This is a genomic window from Paraburkholderia sp., from assembly GCF_035948235.1.
Lineage (GTDB): Bacteria > Pseudomonadota > Gammaproteobacteria > Burkholderiales > Burkholderiaceae > Paraburkholderia.
The window spans coordinates 14,059-33,306 of the sequence record NZ_DASZJJ010000078.1; the positions used below are offsets into that span (position 1 = coordinate 14,059).

The 19,248-nt window shown below is 62.9% G+C and carries 19 protein-coding genes and 1 tRNA gene; 5 read left to right on the forward strand and 15 right to left on the reverse strand.

Features of this window, described 5'->3' with window-relative positions; translation table 11 throughout:
• Positions 1 to 14: 14 nt before the first annotated feature.
• The 6 genes from VG320_RS05810 to VG320_RS05835 form a co-directional block, all read right to left on the reverse strand.
• Positions 15 to 1,661 (reverse strand): FGGY-family carbohydrate kinase, encoded by a 1,647-nt coding sequence (locus VG320_RS05810; protein WP_327199184.1) that lies wholly within the window; start codon positions 1,659 to 1,661, stop codon positions 15 to 17.
• 36 nt (positions 1,662 to 1,697) lie between these two features.
• Positions 1,698 to 2,426, reverse strand: coding sequence for an SDR family oxidoreductase (locus tag VG320_RS05815; protein WP_327199185.1), 729 nt, complete (start codon positions 2,424 to 2,426; stop codon positions 1,698 to 1,700).
• 25 nt (positions 2,427 to 2,451) lie between these two features.
• On the reverse strand, positions 2,452 to 3,708 hold the full coding sequence (locus VG320_RS05820; protein WP_327199186.1) for a sugar ABC transporter permease: 1,257 nt from the start codon (positions 3,706 to 3,708) through the stop codon (positions 2,452 to 2,454).
• A gap of 11 nt (positions 3,709 to 3,719) precedes the next feature.
• Positions 3,720 to 4,526, reverse strand: coding sequence for an ATP-binding cassette domain-containing protein (locus VG320_RS05825; protein WP_327199187.1), 807 nt, complete (start codon positions 4,524 to 4,526; stop codon positions 3,720 to 3,722).
• 108 nt (positions 4,527 to 4,634) lie between these two features.
• A complete protein-coding gene (locus VG320_RS05830; RefSeq protein WP_327199188.1) occupies positions 4,635 to 5,693 on the reverse strand; it encodes a sugar ABC transporter substrate-binding protein in 1,059 nt (352 codons plus the stop codon).
• 124 nt (positions 5,694 to 5,817) lie between these two features.
• Positions 5,818 to 6,777 (reverse strand): AraC family transcriptional regulator, encoded by a 960-nt coding sequence (locus VG320_RS05835; protein WP_327199189.1) that lies wholly within the window; start codon positions 6,775 to 6,777, stop codon positions 5,818 to 5,820.
• Between the two features lie 306 nt (positions 6,778 to 7,083).
• Here VG320_RS05835 and VG320_RS05840 point away from each other — a divergent pair.
• Positions 7,084 to 7,161: transfer RNA gene (locus tag VG320_RS05840), tRNA-Gln, on the forward strand.
• Between the two features lie 158 nt (positions 7,162 to 7,319).
• Here VG320_RS05840 and VG320_RS05845 read toward each other — a convergent pair.
• Positions 7,320 to 8,129 carry an SDR family oxidoreductase gene (locus VG320_RS05845; RefSeq protein ID WP_327199190.1) on the reverse strand — a complete coding sequence of 270 codons (810 nt, stop codon included), beginning with the start codon at positions 8,127 to 8,129 and terminating at the stop codon, positions 7,320 to 7,322.
• A gap of 177 nt (positions 8,130 to 8,306) precedes the next feature.
• On the opposite strand from VG320_RS05845, the gene VG320_RS05850 reads away from it, so the two are divergent.
• Positions 8,307 to 9,254 carry a GlxA family transcriptional regulator gene (locus tag VG320_RS05850; RefSeq protein WP_327199204.1) on the forward strand — a complete coding sequence of 316 codons (948 nt, stop codon included), beginning with the start codon at positions 8,307 to 8,309 and terminating at the stop codon, positions 9,252 to 9,254.
• Between the two features lie 14 nt (positions 9,255 to 9,268).
• Here the strand turns inward: VG320_RS05850 and VG320_RS05855 are convergent, their stop codons facing one another.
• Positions 9,269 to 9,664, reverse strand: coding sequence for a tautomerase (locus VG320_RS05855; protein WP_327199191.1), 396 nt, complete (start codon positions 9,662 to 9,664; stop codon positions 9,269 to 9,271).
• 264 nt (positions 9,665 to 9,928) lie between these two features.
• Between VG320_RS05855 and VG320_RS05860 the strand changes: the two genes are divergently transcribed.
• On the forward strand, positions 9,929 to 10,636 hold the full coding sequence (locus VG320_RS05860) for an SDR family NAD(P)-dependent oxidoreductase (RefSeq protein WP_327199192.1): 708 nt from the start codon (positions 9,929 to 9,931) through the stop codon (positions 10,634 to 10,636).
• Positions 10,637 to 10,712: 76 nt separating this feature from the next.
• Here the strand turns inward: VG320_RS05860 and VG320_RS05865 are convergent, their stop codons facing one another.
• The gene (locus tag VG320_RS05865; protein ID WP_327199193.1) at positions 10,713 to 11,963 is read right to left on the reverse strand and encodes an MFS transporter; all 1,251 of its coding nucleotides are present in this window, start codon (positions 11,961 to 11,963) and stop codon (positions 10,713 to 10,715) included.
• Between the two features lie 173 nt (positions 11,964 to 12,136).
• On the opposite strand from VG320_RS05865, the gene VG320_RS05870 reads away from it, so the two are divergent.
• Positions 12,137 to 12,520: a nuclear transport factor 2 family protein gene (locus VG320_RS05870; RefSeq protein WP_327199194.1), complete on the forward strand. Its 384-nt coding sequence runs from the start codon at positions 12,137 to 12,139 to the stop codon at positions 12,518 to 12,520.
• A gap of 24 nt (positions 12,521 to 12,544) precedes the next feature.
• Here VG320_RS05870 and VG320_RS05875 read toward each other — a convergent pair whose 3' ends face one another.
• Genes VG320_RS05875 through VG320_RS05890 form a run of 4 tightly spaced genes read right to left on the reverse strand, consistent with a single transcriptional unit; the run spans position 12,545 to position 17,420 of the window.
• Positions 12,545 to 14,083 (reverse strand): efflux transporter outer membrane subunit, encoded by a 1,539-nt coding sequence (locus VG320_RS05875; protein WP_327199195.1) that lies wholly within the window; start codon positions 14,081 to 14,083, stop codon positions 12,545 to 12,547.
• A complete protein-coding gene (locus tag VG320_RS05880; protein ID WP_327199196.1) occupies positions 14,080 to 15,153 on the reverse strand; it encodes an HlyD family secretion protein in 1,074 nt (357 codons plus the stop codon). The genes VG320_RS05875 and VG320_RS05880 overlap by 4 nt, the downstream gene beginning before the upstream one ends.
• A 12-nt stretch (positions 15,154 to 15,165) precedes the next feature.
• Positions 15,166 to 16,737, reverse strand: coding sequence for an MFS transporter (locus tag VG320_RS05885; protein ID WP_414695978.1), 1,572 nt, complete (start codon positions 16,735 to 16,737; stop codon positions 15,166 to 15,168).
• A 14-nt stretch (positions 16,738 to 16,751) separates the two neighbouring features.
• Positions 16,752 to 17,420, reverse strand: a complete 669-nt coding sequence (locus tag VG320_RS05890; protein WP_327199197.1) for an antibiotic biosynthesis monooxygenase — start codon at positions 17,418 to 17,420, stop codon at positions 16,752 to 16,754.
• A 246-nt stretch (positions 17,421 to 17,666) separates the two neighbouring features.
• Here VG320_RS05890 and VG320_RS05895 point away from each other — a divergent pair, with 246 nt between their 5' ends.
• Complete coding sequence (locus VG320_RS05895) at positions 17,667 to 18,578, forward strand: LysR family transcriptional regulator (RefSeq protein WP_327199198.1); 912 nt, start codon at positions 17,667 to 17,669, stop codon at positions 18,576 to 18,578.
• 11 nt (positions 18,579 to 18,589) lie between these two features.
• Here VG320_RS05895 and mug read toward each other — a convergent pair whose 3' ends face one another.
• On the reverse strand, positions 18,590 to 19,117 hold the full coding sequence (gene mug / locus VG320_RS05900; RefSeq protein WP_327199199.1) for a G/U mismatch-specific DNA glycosylase: 528 nt from the start codon (positions 19,115 to 19,117) through the stop codon (positions 18,590 to 18,592).
• The coding region (locus tag VG320_RS05905; RefSeq protein WP_327199206.1) for an AraC family transcriptional regulator at positions 19,083 to 19,248 on the reverse strand (166 nt) is incomplete at its 5' end. The genes mug and VG320_RS05905, both read right to left, overlap by 35 nt.

Here is a 19,248-nt window from a genome sequence, read left to right on the forward strand (position 1 = left end):
GCTGCGGGAAACGCTCACTGGCGAAGGGCTCTCGCCACGTCCTGCAACTGCCGGAAAGCCGCGTAGCGCGCGTCATGCAACGCGGCAATCTCGCCGCTGGCCGGTTGATGGACTTTGTCGATCCGCGACATATGCGCCATCGCGCCCTGCAGGTCGCCGTACAGTCCGGCCGCCACCGCGCCCAGCATCGCGGCGCCCAGCAGCACGGGTTCCTCTGCCTCGGTCACGAGCACGGGCTTTGCAATGGCATCGGCCAACAGTTGGCGCACGAGTCCCAGACGCCCCGCACCGCCGCTGATCACCACGCGCCCGACCGGCGCGCCTGCCGCCGCCTGCACTTCGATAATCTGGCGCAGACCGTAACCGATGCTGCAGATCCCCGCCACATAGAGCGCCACCAGGCTTTCCATGTCCGTTTCCATGCCCAGGCCGGCGATAACGGCCTTGGCGTGCGGGTCCGCAAACGGCGCGCGATTGCCAAGGAATTCCGGCACCACATGGAGATCGCGCGCGAGCCTCACCGCATCGGACAGCGACTCGCACGCCTGTGCCGCCTGCGCCGCCAGCATGGCAGGCACCGACTGGCCAGCCTGCGCCGCGCGTTCCTGCGCCTCGCGCGCCAATGGATGCATGCCGATAAGCCGCTCGATCGCTGCCCCCGCAACCGACTGCCCCCCTTCGTTCAGCCATGTTTGCGGCACCATCGCCGAAAAATACGGCCCCCACACGCCCGGTACGAAGACCGGCTCGCGCGTGGTGGTCATGGTGCACGACGAAGTGCCGAACACGTAGGCCAGGCACGCTTCAGGCGCGCCCTCGGCGCCGACCGTGCCGATACCGCCCGCATGCGCATCGATCACGCCCGCGGCCACGGGCGTGCCGGCCATCAGTCCGAGTTCCGCGGCGGCCTGCGGCGTCAATCCGTGCCCGAGCGCTGTCCCCGGTTCGACCACGCGCTGCCCGATGCGCGCGAAGCCCTCGTCGGCGAGCACGCCCAGCCCCACCGCGCGGAAGTAGCTCTCGTCCCAGCGTCGCTCGTGCGCAAGATAGGTCCACTTGCAAGTGACCGTGCAGGTCGAGCGCGCCAGGTCGCCGCTCGCGCGCCAGGTGAGGAAATCGGTCAGGTCGAAGAACTGCCACGCGGCCTCGAACACGTGCGGGCGATGTTCGAGCAGCCACAGCAGTTTCGGGGTCTCCATTTCCGGCGAGATCGTGCCGCCGACGAAACGCAGCACCTCGTGGCCCGTCGCGTTGATCCGCTGCGCCTGATCGACGGCCCGATGATCCATCCAGACGACGATGTCGCGTTCGTCCTGTTCCGTCGGCCCCACGGGCAGCGGGCGCCCACCTTCGCCCAGCACGACCAGAGAGCAGGTCGCATCGAAGCTGATGCCGGCGATCTCCTGCGGCGCGAGTGCACTCGCCGCCAGCGCATCGCGCACGGCGCGGCAGACCGCTTGCCAGATTTCCGTGCTCGACTGCTCGACGATCGAGCCGCTCGAATGAAACACGCTGATGTCGTGCTTCGCCGACGCCGCCATGACGCCGTTCGCGTCGAAAACGCCGGCGCGCGCGCTACCCGTGCCTACATCCACGCCGATCACGTAACGGCTTTCCAGGCGTTCCAGACGTTCCGGGCGCTGCTGATTCTCTGAACTCATTGCAGTGTGTCTATCCGATGAAGTGAGCGACGCCGTTCAGAGATCCACGCTGTTGGGCAGGATCACGAGATCGCGAATGGTCACGTTGCGTGGGCGGGTCAGCATAAAGACCACTGCATCGGCGACCTCCTTCGGCTGCATCAGACTGCCGGAGGCCAGCGCCTCTTCCATCTTGGCCTTCGGCCAGTCGTCGAGCAGTGCCGTGACGACCGGGCCGGGCAGGACCGCCCCCACCCGCACGCCATGTTTGGCCACCTGGCGGCGCGTGGTATGCACAAAGGCCTGCACGGCGAACTTTGACGCCGTATAGATCGGCTCCCACACCACCGGCACGATGCCCGCAATCGAGCTGGTGAACAGGATATCGCCAGAGCGCTGGGCGACCATATGCGGAAGCACCGCGTGAACGCTGCGAAACGCCGCGTTGATATTCAGGTTCAGCATGCGGTCCCATTCGTCGGGATTGCCGGTCGTCACCTCGCCGCCAATATAGGCGCCAGCGTTCGCATGAAAAATGTCGAGGCCGCCGGCCAACTGAAGGATCTTCGGCAACATGGCCGATACCTCGTCGCCCTGTAGCAGATCCACCTGCAGGGGCAGCGCGTTCGGCCCCAGTTCCGCGCAGCACGCCTCCAGACGCTCCTTCGCGCGGTCGATCAGCACCACTCTCGCGCCCTGTTCGACCAGCGCCCGCGCGCATTCGAAACCGATACCGGACGCCGCGCCCGTGATGGCGGCCACCTTCCCCTGCATGGATTCAGACATGAACGACTCTCCAGGATCAATTGAATTACGCGCGGCCGTGCGTGACACGCGAGCGGCGCGCCAGCGAATCGACGATCACGGCGATGGCCAGCACCGCGCCGGTGATCATGAAACGCAGCGACGAAGACAGGTTCAGCAACGTGAGTCCGCTGGCGATCGACTGGATCACGATGATCCCGAGCACCGCCGACCAGGCGCTGCCACGTCCGCCAAACAGGCTGGTGCCGCCGATCACAGCCGCCGCGATGGCGTTGAGATTGACGTCGCCGGTGCCGGCCTGCTGGCTCGCGGAAGCCAGGCGCGCCGCCGTGAGCACGCCGCCCAGCGCCGCCAGCGCCGCGCACAGCATGAAGGCGCTCGTATAGATGCGCCGCACGTTGATACCGGCACGCCGCGCGGCTTCGCGGTTTCCCCCCACGGCGTTCATCGAGCGCCCCCAGCGCGTGCGCGTGAGCGCGTAGTTCATCGCCACCGTCAGGCCCAGGAACACGCCGAACATCAGCGGTACGCCGCGCCCCCGGTCGAGATAGGCCACCACCAGTTCGAGCACCAGCGTAATAAGCCCCGCGCGCGCCAGCAGACCGCTCACCGACGGCGCAGAAAGACGCGCCGCGCGACGGCGTTCGCGCGTGCGCAGACCGAGCACCACCATCGCCAGCCCCGGCAACAAGGCCAGCGCATGCGAAACGACGGCGGGAATAATCATCAGCTGTCCGAAATTCACCATCGCCGATCCATACGGCAGATTGATCGAGCCATCGGAGCCCAGCACATAGAGCTGCATGCCGAGAATCGCCAGCAGTCCGGCGAGCGTCGACACGAAGCTGGGCATGCCCAGGCGATTCAGAAGCAGCGCATAGAGCGCGCCGATCGCCCCGCCCACGAGGATCGCCGCGCCAATGGCCAGCAGCACCGGCCAGCCCTCGTTGACCCACAGCAGCCCCAGCAGCGCTGAAGCAAACCCGCTCATCGACCCGACCGACAGATCGATTTCGCCCACCAGCAGCACGCAGACAATGCCAAGCGAAATCACCCCGACCGTCGAGCAGTCGAACAGCAGGTTCACGAGGTTGTCGGCGGACAGAAAGACCGGGTTCAGGCTCGTGAACACCGTCCAGATGATGATGAGGCCGACGATGACCGGCAGCGACCCAAGGTCGCCCGAGCGGATCCGGTCGACAAAAGCGGACAGGCTTTCGCCGACGCCGCTCGCATGTTTGACGCGCACATCGCTGCGGTCGAGCAGCGGGGGCGGCGTGACGCCCTGCGTTTCCTTGCTCATGATGGTTCCTTTCATTGCGCGTCCTGCTGTGCGGCGCGCCGTCCGGCGCGGCGCGATACGGCGTTTTCGGTGGCGCCCGTGATGGCCGCGACCAGTTCCGCATTGGAGGAGTCGGGATAGAAAACGCCGTTGTTGCGTCCGAGGCGCAACACGACGATGCGATCCGCCACGGCGCGCACGTCCTCCATGTTGTGGCTGATCATGATCACCGCATGGCCGCGCTCGCGCACGCGCTCGATCAGGTTCAGCACCTCGGCCGTCTGGGCCACGCCAAGCGCGGCCGTCGGTTCGTCAAGCATGATCAGCTTCGGGTCCAGCAATAGCGAGCGCGCAATCGCGACCGTCTGGCGCTGCCCGCCGGAGAGAGACGCGACCACGTCGCGCACATCGGGAATGCGCGCCGATAGTTCATTGAGCAGGGTCCAGGCGCGCACTTCCATCTGGACTTCGTCGAGCCGCATCGGACTCAATTCGCGGCCAAGAAAGATGTTGGCCACCACATCGAGGTTCTCGCACAGCGCGAGATCCTGAAACACCGTGGCGATGCCCAGGTCGAGCGCCGTGGCCGGATCGGTCAGCGTGACCGGCTGGCCGCGAAACGTGATCGTGCCCGCGCTCGGCTGATGCACGCCTGCCAGCACTTTTACGAGCGTCGACTTGCCGGCGCCGTTGTCGCCCACCAGGGCCACCACTTCGCCGGCGTGGACGTCGAGCTCGATATCCGTGAGCGCGGAAACCGCGCCGAAGTGCTTCGAGATGCCGCGCAGACTCAGCACGAGTTCGCCCTGCGCCGCGCGAGTCGGGGAGTTCTCAATCATGGGCTCAGTCATGAAAATACCTGCTTTCTGTGAAACGGGGAGCGGCCGATGCCGCGCCCCATCGTTCTGCATACCTGATCAATCTTCTGCTCAGTCCGCACAACCCGCTCAATCCGCGATACCGAGCTTCTTGCAGCCGTCCGCATAGCGCCCGGTGCACAGATCCTTGGCGCTGATGAAGCCCTTGTCGAGCACTTCGGCCTTGATGTTCTTCGCGGTGATGACAGCCGGCTTGAAAAGCTGCGACGGCGTGTTGAAGAGCGTCGTCTCGCCCTTGGGCTTTTCGCCCGACAGGAAGCCCACGGCAACCTTGGCCGCCGCGCCCGCGACGATCTCGCTCGGCTTGAGGATGGTGTTGTACTGGTCGCCCGCCACGATGAGCTGCAGGCCCGCCAGCGTCGCGTCGTTGCCGGTCACGGGCGGCACCGGATTCACGCCCGCTGCCTTGAAGGCGGCGATGGTGCCGCCGGCAGTGCCGTCGTTGGCCGCGACCACACCCACAATCTGCGAGCCGAAGCGCGTGATCTGCCCGCTCACCCATTGCTGCGCCTTGGGCGGCGCCCACTCGGGCGTGTCGTATTCGGACAGCGTCTTGTAGCCGCTGCCTTCCAGGCCTTCGTGAATGCCCTTCTTGATGAGGCCGGCCGCCGCATCGGTAGGCGACCCGTTGACTTCCAGTACGCCGCCCTTGCCCGTCGCCACGTTCGCCTCTTTCAGGCGCTGCACGAGCGATTGCGCAATCGACTTGCCGATCTCCTCGTTGTCGAACGAGACGTAATAGTCAGCCGGCGTCGATGGCACCGGGCGATCGTAGGCGATGACCTTGATACCCTGGCTTTGCGCCATATGAACGAGCGAGGCCGCCGCGGTCGAATCCACCGGATCGAGCACGATCACTTTCGCGCCCTGCGCAATCACCGAATTGAACTGTTGCTGCTGGGTCGAGGCATCGGCATTGGCGTTCTGGTACAGCACCTTGCAACCCGCGCAGAGTTTGGCCATTTCCGCCTTGAAGCCGGGGAAGTCATGCTGCTCGTAGCGTGTCGAGGCGTGGTCGGGCATCAGGAACGCCACCGTGCCGCTGGGCGCGGCGAATGAGGCGCTTGCGCCGGTCAGCGTCAGACCCAGCAGGGTCGCGCCGATCAGATGGGTCGAGAGTCTGGTCATTGCTTGTCTCCATTGTTAGAAAAATGCCGGTGCAGCGCATGCCACCGGTGGACAACAGGTAAAGCTCTCCCACGCGAAGCAGGCTTGCCCCGCGCGACGTTAGATAGGACCTGCGATGGGCGCGCTAGGCCAGCACGTGCGTCCGGTCTACCGAACCGGCTGCGCTGGCGGCATTGAGGCGCTGCCACGAACGCCACCGCGAAGGCGACATCGACTTGATCTGCAGGAACTGCCGGTTGAAATTCGACAGATTATTGAAACCGACCTGATAACAGATATCGGTGATGCTCAACTCCTCGGACAGCAACAGCTGGCACGCAAGATCGATGCGCAACTGGTTCACGTACTGCACGAAAGGCACGCCCGTATGCCGGCGGAAATACCGCGAAAAAGCGCTGACGCTTTGCCCCGCGAGCGCGGCCAGATCCGTTTCGCGCAGTTCGTGCGAGAGATTCTTACCGATGAAGGTCAGCACATGATTGATGCGCGAACCGGCGTAGCGCGTGGGGTCGGCGCGATAGGCGGCGCTTGCGAGTTTTTGCGGCTCGGCGCTGCGCAGCAGTTGATCGAACAGCGCGATGAACAGCATGACGCGACGCAACCCTTGCGCGCTCACCATCTCGCGCAGGATCGGCTCCACGGCCGTGCCGGTTTCCGCCGGGAACAGCAGGCCGCCGCGCGACGCATCCAGCAGCGATTCCACGCGCCGGAACTCCGGAAACGCCTCGATCGTGCGCGCCACGAATGCGGCATCGAACTGCAGCACGAGACAACGCTCGTCGACGCGTTCGCCCTGCGGCACGCTGCTCACCCAGTTATGCGGCAGGTTCGGCCCAACCATCACCAGATTGCCCGGCACGAAGTTGCCGATATGGTCGCCCACGAAGTATTTGCCCGTGGTGGCCGTGATGAGGTGAATCTCGTACTCAGGGTGAAAATGCCAGCGCACCGTGCGATAGGGATAGCCATGCGCCCAGACCTTGAACGATTCGGCAACCGGCACTGCGACCAGTTCGAGATCGGGCTGGTCCAGCCGGGCATGGCCGGCATCCCGGTGTGTCATCGCGTCCTGCGTGGATAGCATGTGTCTTCCTCCTGCGGCGGTCCGTTCTTTGTTGTTGGGCTCGTGGATTCGATGAGCGCCCGCCATGTCTGAAAATTACCTGTCCCGATGCGGATCGGCTACTGAAAATAAGACGCCCAACTGATACTTTTTTGCATACGGGAAAGCCCGTATCGCATTTAAAGTCAATTTTTGTGCAACGCAGCGGGCTGGGGATTTGAGGGATCGATGGGCGGGAGAACTGCGCCTGGATGAAGTCAAAACGCTGAATCTCATCGCGCCGACTTTGCGAGTTGCCGATCCTTTGATATGATCTCGCCCCTACGTAGGGGAGTCGCCAAGCTGGCCTAAGGCACCGGATTTTGATTCCGGCATTCGAAGGTTCGAATCCTTCTTCCCCTGCCACCTTCTTCCTCAAAGCCGGTTGCGGCAAGTCCGGTCGTGTGCCGCCATCGGCACGCTACGACACACCGACTTACTCATCGTCGCGCGAATGATTGAAAAAGCGGGATCATTGCGATCCCGCTTTTTTCTTTCCGGCTCCGATCGATGCTACGAAGACGTCACTCGACGATGCTGCCGCTCTGCGCGTAGCGCGGCGCGGCCTTGGCGTTCGCGAAGCTGGGAGCCAGCGCGCGCCGCTGCGCTTCCCACTGCGTCCAGTCGCCGCCATCGTGCAGTGTCGGAATGGTGACGAGTTCGCCCTGATCGAGCCCGACAAGCGCGGCATCCACCAGATCGTCTGCCGTCATGGTGCTCGCCGCCTCCTTCTGCTTCGCGTAACCCGCCACGTCCCAGAATTCGGTCGCCGTCGCGGCCGGCAGCACGGTCTGCACGCGCACGCCCTTGCCTGCGAGGTCGCGTTGGAGCGCGTGGCCGAAGCTCAGCACATACGATTTCGAGGCGCTGTACACACCGTTCAGCAGTTCGACCGCAATGCCGACCACCGAACTGATGTTGACGATGGTCCCCGCGCCCCTGGCGACGAACGCAGGCGCGACTGCGTAGGTCAGGCGCGTGAGCGCCGTGATGTTCAGGTCGATCATCGCTTCCATGGAGTCGACCTGACCGTCGAGAATCGATGCCACGGAGCCGACGCCCGCGTTGTTCACCAGCATCGTGATGCGCGGGTCGTCGCGCAGCAGGCTTTCGATCTTTGCAAGCGCCGCCTTGTCGTTGAGATCGGCGGCAATGGTTTCGATGGAGCGCCCCGTCTCATTCGTGAGGCGATCCGCGAGTGCATTCAAGCGCGCCTGGTTGCGCGCCACCAGAATGAGGTCGTAGCCGCGCTTCGCGAGACGGTCAGCATAGATGGCGCCAATGCCAGCCGATGCACCGGTGATCAGCGCGAAACCTTTGGTCGAAGCAGTCATTTCCTGTCCTTTGCTTGGATTGAACCCACAGGGGTGTCGGTTCATGGAGCCCATTCTGACTGCCGACAGTCACGACCTCAATGTCATATATACAATGATTTGCGCCATCGAATGGCCCGCAATACTGTCTCCTTTGTGCTACCTTCAATGAATCAGGTCATGGTTTTCGGGGGCATCATGCATACCGTCGGACTCGTCGTCTATCCCAACTTCCAGTCGCTCGCGCTCGCGGTGGCAAGCGTCTTCGAATACGCGAATCTGCTCCACGGCGACGCGGCCTATCAGTTCCGTATCGTGTCCGAGCACGGCGGGCCCGTTGCTTCGTCTCAAGGGTTTTCCGTTCATAGCGAACCGCTAGCGGAGGAAGGCTACGACACGCTCATCGTCGCGGGCGATAACGAATGCCGTCTGCCGTCGGCGGCCCTGGTGGACTACGTTCGCAACGCACCGCTACGCTCACGGCGCGTGGCGTCGATCTGCACGGGGGCGTTTGTTCTGGCCGCCGCAGGCTTGCTGGAAGGAAAGCGGGCAACCACGCACTGGTACCACGCGCGTGATTTCGCGAAGCAATATCCGGGCATTCAACTCGAAGAAGACCGTATCTTCGTTGTCGATGGACAGATCTGGACGTCGGCCGGAATGAGCGCCGGCGTAGACCTTGCCCTTGCGATCGTCGAAAACGACCTGGGGCTGGACACCTCGCGCATGGTGGCGCGCAAACTCGTGCTTTATCAGCGTAGAGGGGGCGGCCAGTCGCAGTTTTCGGCGTTGCTCGAAATGGGCGCACGCTCGGATCGCGTCCAGATGGCGCTCACCTTCGCCAGTGAAAACCTGGCGAGCGATTTGTCGGTCGAGCGACTGGCCGAAGCGGCGCGTCTGAGTCCGCGCCAGTTCAGCCGCGTGTTTCGCGAAGAAACGGGCCAGTCGCCCGCCAAGGCGGTCGAGCGGCTTCGCGTTGAAGCCGCTCGCCTGATGATGGAAACGACTCGCCATCCGATCGAGATCGTCGCGAGAGAGACCGGTTTTGGTGACCGGGAACGCATGCGTCAGGCGTTCCTGCGTGCGTTTGGCCAGCCGCCGCAAACCATTCAGCGGGCGTCGGGTGTCACGCCGCTTGCGCTTTAAAGCGCGGGCGCCTGTTATCGCTCGCCCGGCGTCCATTCCGGGCTGAAACCGCCCAGCGCCGGGTGATACATTTCATCCCCGGAATGCTGGGTGAATTCGACATTGAGCCGGTCTTCACGCAGGCCGAGAATCTCGACGCAATGCGCGCACAGCGCTTTAGCCACTTCCATCCGATGCTCGGGCGCGCGGCCTTTTCTGATGTCCAGCATCATCACTGCGACCGGGGTGGGCGCTTCGCCGGATTCGACAATCCGCCAGACACCTCCCTCGCCCAGTTCTCGAATCGCGACACTGATACGCCGGATGTCTACCGACATCATCTCCGCGTAGGTCTCGCTCATCCTCTGTGCCAGGCGCCGCTTGTCGTCTACTGAATAGTGGCCATTTACGTCCAGTTGCAGATAGGGCATGGTCGTCAACACTCCTCGAAAAGTCCCATTCTTAGCCGGATACCAGACCTCTTCAATGTCAGATGCACGAGGTTTCCGGACACGCCAGCGATCGCCTTCGTGCTCCCGGCACACATTTGTTCTCGCGGCGCAAAACTCTTGCTCCATGGCGGGTGTTCGAATCCAGAGCCGATGCGCCTACAGTCTGGCTGCATCGGGTCATCCAGATTCGACCGGAAACCTTCTGGAAAGCAGACCGGAAACCCACTCCCAGCGAGACCTATCATGAGCACACCGAAAGTCATTATCGTCACCGGCGCATCGCAAGGCATCGGCGCAGAAACCGTCAAGGCGTTCCTCGCGCTCGGCCATCGCGTGGTCGCCACGTCGCGCACGATCGCGCCTTCCAGCGACGCGAATCTCGTCACCGTGGCCGGCGATATCGGCGACGCCGACACCGCACGCCGCGTAGTCGAAACCGCCATCGAACGCTTTGGCCGCGTCGATACGCTGGTCAACAACGCGGGCATCTTTATCGCGAAGCCGTTCACACAATACACACAAGAAGATTACGCGGCGATCAGCAACGTCAATCTCAACGGTTTCTTCTACATCACGCAACTGGCCGTCAAACAAATGCAAAACCAGGGTAGCGGGCACATCGTCAGCATCACGACGAGCCTTGTCGATCAGGCCAACCATAACGTGCCATCGGTGCTGGCTTCGTTGACGAAGGGCGGATTGAACGCAGCGACGAAGTCGCTTGCCATCGAATTCGCGGCGGCGGGCATTCGCGCCAATGCGGTATCCCCGGGCGTCATCAAGTCGCCGATGCACGCGCCTGAAACGCACGCCGCACTGGGCGCCCTGCATCCAATGGGACACATGGGCGAAATGAGCGATATCGTCGATGCGATTCTTTATCTGGATTCCGCCTCATTCGTGACCGGCGAAATCCTGCATGTGGACGGAGGTCAGAGCGCCGGGCATTGATCGCGCGGCCCAATACGCACAAAGGCTCTGCCAATTGAGGCAGAGCCTTTTTTGCTGGATTTTCCTTCGTCGATATTTAGCATTCCTGCTTTCTCGCCCATTGCGCGAGGCCTGCGCACGACACCAGTAATGCGCCGGTGGCAAAGAACACGGCATGCAAGCCCAGATGCACGCCGATCAGGCCGCCAATCACCGGTCCAATCACCTGCCCGCTGAATTGCGCCGATTGCAGCCAGCCGAGCAGGCGCCCCGTCGACGATTCATCCACCGAATGACGCGCGAGCTTGCCAATTGAAGGCAACAGCCCGGCGAGCGTCATGCCCATCACCACACGCAAGCCCGCAAGTTGCCACCAGTGCGTAACGAAAGCCTGCGGGATCATCGCGAGGCCGGTGAGCAGCAGACAGCCGATGATGACGCGCCAACTGCCGATGCGATCGGCCAGAGCGCCCAGGCGCGCCGCGGTCAACATGCTGCCCAGCGCCGAACACGCCATGACCGCGCCCGCCACGCGCGCCAGATGCGCGGCGTCCACCTGCAGGCTCGAAATATAGACCGTGATGATCGGCTCGATCGACATATTGGCGAGCAGCACCATCATTGCCGTGACGAGCAGCGCCGCGACCACGCCCGCGTTCGCACGCCGCGCCGGCGCTGACGATGTGTGCTGCGTGCGGCGCTTCGCATCGCGCTGTGCGTTGAAATCCTCCTTGACGATGAAGATCGTGCAGAGCGCCGCCACGGCGATCATCGCGCCGCCCACAAAGAATGTCCCGCGAATGCCGATCCAGCCCGGTAAAAAGCCGCCCACCAGCGGCCCGACCAGATTGCCTGCAAGCGCACCCGTCGACAGAATGCCAAGCGCCCAGCCCGCGCGCTCGCGCGGCGCCTGCGTGCCGACCATCACCGTCGAGGCCGATGCGTAACCACCCACCAGCCCCGCAACAAGCCGCAACGCGACCAGTTCGTAGACGTTATGAGCGACGCCGATCAGCGACATGACGATCGCCATGCCTATTGCCGCGCGCACGAGCATGGGCTTGCGGCCGAAGCGGTCGGCCAGGCGCCCCCAGATCGGCGCGGTCACGGCCGTGCTGAGAAACGTGGCGCTGAAGGCCACGCCCGACCATTGGATCACGGCCGACGGCGAACTCACGCCAAGCTGGCGCACGTATAGCGGCAAGAACGGCAACAGCATGCTCAGGCTCACCAGCGTCGTGAACGAGCCGAACACACAGACCACCAGGTTGCGACGCCAATAAGGCGCATTGCGCTCGGCGTAGCTGGACACAGCGGCATTGGCGGAGGGCGAATCGAGCGTGCTCATTGCGCCCCCGTTCTAACACGACACTTCATGTCGATCACTCCAGAATCATGGTGTGCGGCGCCTGAACAACGCCTCGCCATGACGTTTGCTACACTGCTCTGGCATCGCGCGAAAGCCCTTGATTTCAAGGGCCGAATGACATTCAAGCGCGCGCCTGCAGGCGGAGACCTACCATGCACGATCAGGCCATACGTGAAGCGCTGGATGCGCACTGGCAGGCATCGGCGGCCGGCGATCTGGAAGCGGAACACCGCATCTACGCCGACGACGCCATCTGCGACTATCCTCAATCCGGCGAACGAATCCTCGGCCGCGCGAATCTGCAGGCCCTGCGTAGCGCGCATCCCGCCCGGCCCTCGGGCTTTGACGTCAGGCGAATACAAGGCGCCGGCGATGTATGGATCACCGAATACACGATCAAGTACGACGACCGCATCGCCTTCACCGTCAGCATCATGGAATTTCGCGAGGGCAAGGTCGTCCACGAAACCCAGTATTTTTCCGAGCCTTTCGAGGCGCCGGCCTGGCGCAGCCGCTGGGTCCAGAAAATTTCGTGAAGCATTGGCCCGGCGGCGCGCGCATTAATGTGCCGCATATTGTCCGCCGTAAGTCGATTCCCATCCTCCGCCCAGGGCTTTACACAGCGTCACGAGATTCGTCGCCGCCGCCATGCGGCTTTGCTCCAGATTGCTTTGCGCATCGAGCAACTGTTTCTGCACATTGAGCACGTCGAGATAATCGAGCGCGCCTGCCTTATAGCGTTGCTGTGCAATCGCCAGCGCACGCTCATTCATGCTCACGGCTTCTGCAAGGCGGTCGCGACGGCGTTGCTCGGCGTCATAGGTCACCAGTGCATCGTCCACTTCGCGCCACGCCTGCAAGACGGTGTGTTTATAGTCGATCGCCGCTTCCTGCTGCTGCGCCTCGCGTAACTGCAGCGTGCCCTTCAGGCGACCACCTTCGAAGATCGGCATGGTGATCGACGGTCCAACGACAAATTGCCCGGACGCCCAGCTCGCAAGGCTGGAAAGCTGAAGGCTTTGAAATCCCGCGCTACCGTTGAGCGAAATGCGCGGATAAAAGTCCGCCTTCGCGATGCCGATCGACGCCGTGGCCGCATGCAACTGCGCTTCGGCTTTGCGGATATCGGGCCGGCGCTGCACGAGTTCGGACGGAAAGCCGATGGGAATCTGCGCGGGCAGCGCGGGCACTTCGCGCGGGTCCGCCAGCGTCTGGCGCAATGCGCCCGGCTCTTCGCCCAGTAACACGCCGATGGCGTTGATCGAGGTTTCACAATGCGCTTCCAGCGTGGGAATCAGGCTTTCGATATTTTCCGCCTGCGCCGATGCATTCGCGACATCGAGATTGGTCGTCGCGCCTTCGTGCGCGCGCACCTGAGTGAGCTTCAAGGCGTTATTCGCAATGTCGAGGTTTTCATGCGCGATCTTCAGGAGTGCCTGGGTGTCGCGCAACTCGATATAATCGCGCGCAAGTTCGGCGCGCGCGCTTAACAACACGGCGTTACGGTCCTCATAGGACGCGTCGGACATGGCGGTTGCTGCTTCCACGCTGCGCCGCACGCGCCCCCAGATATCAAGCTCCCACGAGGCGTCGAAACCGGCCTGATAGAGGTTGTAGGCGGGCGAGCCCTTCGAGCCGGGCATTCCGGCGACACCGAGCGGCGCGCTTCCCGACGCCGATTGCGGCTGGCTTTGCGTGGGCGTCACGCCAAGCAGCGAGAGCACGCCGTTTTCACTGCCGCGCTCGCGGTTATACGATGCCGCACCATCGAGCGTCGGCATCTGCGCCGCACCCACCACGCGGCGTTGCGCGCGGCTTTGCTGCAAACGCGCCGACGCCGCCGCCACATCGAGATTCGCATCCGCAAGCCGCTGTTCCAGACCGTTGAGCACCGGGTCATTGAACAGCGCCCACCAGTCCGTACCGAACGGTGCTTCAACGGGCTTGCTTGCGGCTTGCGCCTGCTGGGTACGCTCGAAGACCTCGGGCGTGGATGTTTGTGGCCGTTCGAAATTGGGCCCGACCGTGCAGCCGGCCATCACAAGGCTCGCCAGGACCGTCAGGATAATGGCGCCAATGGAAGTATCCTTCGCGTTCATTTTGCCTCTCCCTGTTCAGACGATTGCGCGCCCCGCCCCACCGCCACTTCCGCTTCGACGGAGAGGCCCACGCTCAACGCCGATGCAGCCTCCTGAGCGTGGTCGATCGTGATCTTCACCGGCACACGCTGCACGACCTTGGTGAAATTGCCCGTGGCGTTGTCGGGCGCAATGGGCGCGAAGCTCAGACCGGTCGCGGGGGCGAGGCTATCGATATGGCCGCTGATCACCACGCCCGGGAGACTGTCCACCTTCACGCGCACGCTTTCGCCGGGGCGCATTCTGGTGATCTGGTTCTCCTGGAAATTCGCGACTACATAGGCGTCCGAAAGCGGCACGATAGCCAGCACCGGGGCACCGGGTGTCACGAACGCGCCCACGCGCGCCGAGCGCCGGCCAATCTTGCCCGCAACAGGCGCGCGAATCTCCGTATAGGAGAGATTGAGCTGCGCCTGATCGAGCGCCGCCCCGGCGCGTTCCAGTGCGCCTGCGGCCTTGTCGCGCTGGGTATGGAGCACGTCCAGGTTCTGCTCGGTCGCCGACAGCGCGGCCTGATCGTGCGCCTGCTGCGCAAGTTGCCCCGCAAGCGTGCTGGAAGCCTGCTGCTGCTCCTGCGCCGAGCCCGCGCCCGCATCGGACAGGTTCTGATAGCGCGCGGCATTGGCGCGTGCGAAGCCAATCGCGGCATCGTCGGCGCGCAGGGTTGCGCGAGCCTGTTCGACCAGCGAGGGCTGACGCGCGATTTCCGCGTCGAAATTGGCCACCGACGCCTGCGCCGCCACCACGTCCGCCTGTGCGCTCTTCAACGCGGCGCGATAGTCGCGGTCGTCGATACGCACAAGCAGTTGGCCCGCGCTCACCGATTGATTGTCGGTCACCCGTACTTCCGTGATCTGGCCGGCCACGCGCGGCGCGACCAGCGTGAAATCGGCCGTCACATAGGCGTCATTGGTGGATTCCGTGTTAGAGCCGCCAACCAACGTCGTGCAGGCCCATGCCGCCACACCGGCCACGGCAATAAACGCAGCAGTCCGAATGACTTTCAGGCGAGGGAAGGTTGTCGTAGACATGGCATTCGTCCTTTATTTCGAAGAAGTCGGCGTCGTGCTCCACGGCGGATAGATTCGCACCGGCAGCACGGGAACCAGCAAGAGCAACGCGGCGGCAATACACGCCAGCACGCAATAAAGATCCGCCGATGTCAGCACGACGGCCTGTTCATGGATTCGATGCGCGAGTTCCGCTGCGCGAGCAGGCGCGTCCCCGCTCTGAGTGCCGGTCCACGACCGGTTGCCCAGTTCATCGACCAGCATGCTCGAATGGAAATGCTCGCGCGCCGTGCCCAGCCCTTCGATCAAGCCTGTTGCGATCGCAGCGGAGAACGTCTTGAACGTGTTGAACATCGCCGAAGCGAACGGTCCTTCGGTGGGCGGCAAACCCGTGGTGACGCCCATCAGGATCGACATGATCACCATCGGCTGCGCCACGATCTGCATCGACTGCAGTAGATAAAAGTTGCTGCGGATCCAGTCGGACGTCATGAAGCTGCCCATTGCACAGGTCGCGATCATCAACGACAGGCCGGTTGCCATGACCCAACGCGAATCCACACGCCGAAGGTTCAGCAATGCACCCGTCAAAGGCAGCGCGATCAGCAAGCCACTCGCGAGCAACAAGGCTAGCGGCGCGGTCTGCAAGGGCCGATAGCCTTGCACTTTCGCGAGATACTGGCCCGGTATGGCCGCAGTGCCGACCAGCAGAATCACGGTGCCCAGCAGCGTTGTAAGCCCGTGTGTGAAATTGCGGCGCTTGAGCAATTGCAGCTTGAAAAACGGCACCGGCTGATACCACTCGTTGACGAGAAAAAGCACGAGCAACAACGCGCCGCCGCCCAACATCACGCGAATAAAACCGGATTCAAGCCAGTCAAGCCGGTCGCCCTGCAAAAGACCGGTCACGATCATCGCTATCGCCGGAAATCCCGTGGCGAAGCCGCTCCAGTTGAAAGCGCGCAGACGGTCGAGCTTGAGGGGATCGGCGGGCAGGCCAAACTGGATCGCGACGCAGCACAGCACGCCCAGCGGCACGATCTGCCAGAACGCCATACGCCAGCTCACGTATTCCGTCCACAGCGCGGCCAACGGCGTGCCAAGCGCCGGGCCAAAGGTTGCGGTGAGCGCATAGCCCGCCAGCCCATACAGCTTGATCTTCGGCGGCAGATAACGCAGCGCAACGATAATCAGCATCGGCGGCAGGCATCCGCCTGCGATGCCCTGCAGCACGCGCAGAACATAGAGCGCGGCCAGATCTGGCGCGAACGGACACAACACGCCAAACGCCATAGTGGCCAGCACCGCTGCGATCGTGAAGCGCTTGAGCGTGAAGGTCACGCCCAGCCACGGCGCGAATACCATCATGGCGACGTTGCCTGCCTCGAACAGCGCGGTGAGCCAGGTGCCGTCGTCGTGGCCAATCGAGAACGCTCCCTGGATATCGGCCAGCGCGGCGGCCGTGACCTGTTCGTTGAGGATCGCCAGCAGCGAAGCCAGCAGCATGCCGACCAGACCCACGGCAACGCGTGCGTTAAAGGGTGTCGGCGTGGCGGCGGGCTGAGTCCCTGAAGTCGGCCTTGCCGGGGTTTGAACGGTGCTCATGATGTTCATGGCAATCAGCGCTGCGCTGGTTCGAAATACTGGGGCGCTTCGCGGCGATCGAACATGCCGTATTCGCGGATGATGCGGATCTGCCGCAAACGCGCACCCTGCGCGAGCGTGCTCTGGCGCTCGAACGCCTGGGCCGCTTCCATATCGCGCCACGTCGCGACCACGATCACGTCGCCGGGCGTCATCAAGGCGTCGAACGCGTCCCACGCGACCAGACCTTCGGCGTCGAGCGACAAGCCGAGCGATTCGCGCACGGCATCCGCGCCCGCCTGCCTGACCCATGCGGCGTCGCGCGACGCATCGAGCAAGGTCACCGCTTTGCCTGCGCCGGCTTCAGTCACGTCGAGCCGCTGTTCGGTGAGCGCCTCGCCTTGCCGCAGATGCGTATCCGCAGTGGTCTGGCCAATACGCAGCCGATAATCGGCGAACACACGATCGCGCGCCGCCTGCTGGATCTTGTGGTGCTTCGTCGTCGTGCGCCAGCGGATCAGCGCTTTTTCATCGCGCCAGCTCGACAGTGAAAGCAACCAGCCTTCGCGCGTCAAACTGGCGTAACGGTTGTTATCGATAAAGCCTTCGATCTGTTCGAGTTCGGGCCGCAGCATTTTTGCCATGCTGAGATACGCATCGAATTGTTCAGGAACGGGATTCACTTCAAGCATCGCGGAAAACATATCAACCTCGCCTGTAGGGTTAGCATCACTGCTCAATCGAAGATCATCGAAGCAGTGAATTCATTGTCGAAGACGAGGCGGTTTTATTGAAGCGCAAGCAGGATGGCTTTTGGGCCATCGTGCGCGCGAATCTGGCCAGGGTATTTCCGGGGCGTCAGGCGATGCATAGAATCAGCTCATCAACACGTTTGCCGAATGTCGGATACGCATTTCGCGTGAGCAAACGAGTCGGCCTGGAGAATCAGCATGGACAAGTTGCGTGAGATGGAAGTGTTCGCCGCCATCATCGATCAAGGCAGTTTTACGGCGGCGGCCGATAAGCTCAATATGTCCGCCGCAGCGGTCTCGCGCGCCGTCAATTCGCTCGAATCGCGTCTTGGCGCGCACCTGTTGGCGCGTACGACGCGCTCGGTGCGTGCAACGGACGCCGGCATGGCGTTTCTCGAAACCTGCCGTCAGGTGCTCGACGCCATTACGGACATGGAGTCGAATCTCGCAGCCGACCCCGACAATCCAGTCGGTACGCTGACCATCTCCGCGCCCGTGTTATTCGGGCAGCGATTTATTGCGCCGCTCGTCAACGCGTATGCGTTGCGTTATCCGGAAGTCAGCGTGAACGCCGTGTATCTCGATCGCCCGACTCGGTTGCTCGAAGAAGGTGTCGATGTGGCGATTCGTATTGGCCATCTTGGCGATTCAACGGCTTTCGCGATTCAACTGGGCGCCGTGCGTCGGCAGACCTTCGCATCTCCCGGGTATCTCAAGGAGCACGGCGAGCCATCGCATCCGCGCGATTTGCTGGCTCACGATTGCGTGTCGTTTACCGGTGTGTCCCAGCCGCACGAATGGCTGTTTTACGAAAACGCCGCGCGATTGCCGGTGCGCGTCACACCGCGCATGGTCGTCAACCTAGCACCCGCTGCTATCTCAGCGGCGATGCAGGGTGTGGGAATCACGCAGCTGCTTTCGTATCAGGCCGCGCCTGAAGTGTCGGCGGGCGATCTCGTGCCAATTCTGCGCGACTATGAGCCGGAGTCGACACCGGTCAGTCTGCTGCATATGGAGCGACGCGGCAGAAGCGGAAAAATCCGCTCGTTCGTGGAGTTCGTGACCGAAACGCTGCGCAAAAATACTTACCTTCAGGGCACACAGGAATGACGGCCCACGCGCTAGCCACGCGCGGCGGCCACGCGAAGTTCACGATACGCCGCCACCAGAGCGTCAAGACTGAAGCTACGATTCAGTCCGCTCGGATTGGGCAGAACCCATGCGCGCGCACCGGCAAAATCGGCGCTTTGCAGTCCCCATGCGATATCGCGTGTCTGCGTCATTTCAGCGAGCGCCATTTTGCCGAGAAAGGCAATGTAGCGCGGCGCATAGCGACGAATTTTCAATTCGAATTGCGCGCTCGCGGCGTGAATTTCCGCTTTGGATAATTGGTCGGCGCGTGCAGTAGGACGCGTGACGGCGGTCGTTAAACCATAGCCGGATTGCAGCAATCGATGGCCGTCTTCAGGGCGAAATTCTGCATCTGTAAAACCGGCGAGATAGAGCACACGCCAGAATCGATTGCCTCTGCCTGCGAAGTGTTGCCCAGTCGCCGCGGCACGCATGCCTGGATTGATGCCGCAAAAAAGGACCGCCAGATCGGGCTCGACAATATCAGGCAGCGAGTGCGGTGTTGGCGATATTTGCATACGGCTCACTGATTGGCATCTCTGCGCGAAAACGCTGGCGATACTGCTGCGGCGTCACGCTCAGCCGCCGCGAAAACGTCGTGCGCATATGACTGGCGCTATGAAAACCGCACTGGAACGCCACCGTCTTG

Bases quoted from the DNA above. Each gene is read 5' to 3' on its own strand.
- VG320_RS05810 (WP_327199184.1), bottom strand. From the start codon at position 1,661: ATGAGTTCAGAGAATCAGCAGCGCCCGGAACGTCTGGAACGCCTGGAA.
- VG320_RS05815 (WP_327199185.1), bottom strand. From the start codon at position 2,426: ATGTCTGAATCCATGCAGGGGAAGGTGGCCGCCATCACGGGCGCGGCG.
- VG320_RS05820 (WP_327199186.1), bottom strand. From the start codon at position 3,708: ATGAGCAAGGAAACGCAGGGCGTCACGCCGCCCCCGCTGCTCGACCGC.
- VG320_RS05825 (WP_327199187.1), bottom strand. From the start codon at position 4,526: ATGATTGAGAACTCCCCGACTCGCGCGGCGCAGGGCGAACTCGTGCTG.
- VG320_RS05830 (WP_327199188.1), bottom strand. From the start codon at position 5,693: ATGACCAGACTCTCGACCCATCTGATCGGCGCGACCCTGCTGGGTCTG.
- VG320_RS05835 (WP_327199189.1), bottom strand. From the start codon at position 6,777: ATGCTATCCACGCAGGACGCGATGACACACCGGGATGCCGGCCATGCC.
- VG320_RS05845 (WP_327199190.1), bottom strand. From the start codon at position 8,129: ATGACTGCTTCGACCAAAGGTTTCGCGCTGATCACCGGTGCATCGGCT.
- VG320_RS05850 (WP_327199204.1), top strand. From the start codon at position 8,307: ATGCATACCGTCGGACTCGTCGTCTATCCCAACTTCCAGTCGCTCGCG.
- VG320_RS05855 (WP_327199191.1), bottom strand. From the start codon at position 9,664: ATGCCCTATCTGCAACTGGACGTAAATGGCCACTATTCAGTAGACGAC.
- VG320_RS05860 (WP_327199192.1), top strand. From the start codon at position 9,929: ATGAGCACACCGAAAGTCATTATCGTCACCGGCGCATCGCAAGGCATC.
- VG320_RS05865 (WP_327199193.1), bottom strand. From the start codon at position 11,963: ATGAGCACGCTCGATTCGCCCTCCGCCAATGCCGCTGTGTCCAGCTAC.
- VG320_RS05870 (WP_327199194.1), top strand. From the start codon at position 12,137: ATGCACGATCAGGCCATACGTGAAGCGCTGGATGCGCACTGGCAGGCA.
- VG320_RS05875 (WP_327199195.1), bottom strand. From the start codon at position 14,083: ATGAACGCGAAGGATACTTCCATTGGCGCCATTATCCTGACGGTCCTG.
- VG320_RS05880 (WP_327199196.1), bottom strand. From the start codon at position 15,153: ATGTCTACGACAACCTTCCCTCGCCTGAAAGTCATTCGGACTGCTGCG.
- VG320_RS05885 (WP_414695978.1), bottom strand. From the start codon at position 16,737: ATGAGCACCGTTCAAACCCCGGCAAGGCCGACTTCAGGGACTCAGCCC.
- VG320_RS05890 (WP_327199197.1), bottom strand. From the start codon at position 17,420: ATGTTTTCCGCGATGCTTGAAGTGAATCCCGTTCCTGAACAATTCGAT.
- VG320_RS05895 (WP_327199198.1), top strand. From the start codon at position 17,667: ATGGACAAGTTGCGTGAGATGGAAGTGTTCGCCGCCATCATCGATCAA.
- mug (WP_327199199.1), bottom strand. From the start codon at position 19,117: ATGCAAATATCGCCAACACCGCACTCGCTGCCTGATATTGTCGAGCCC.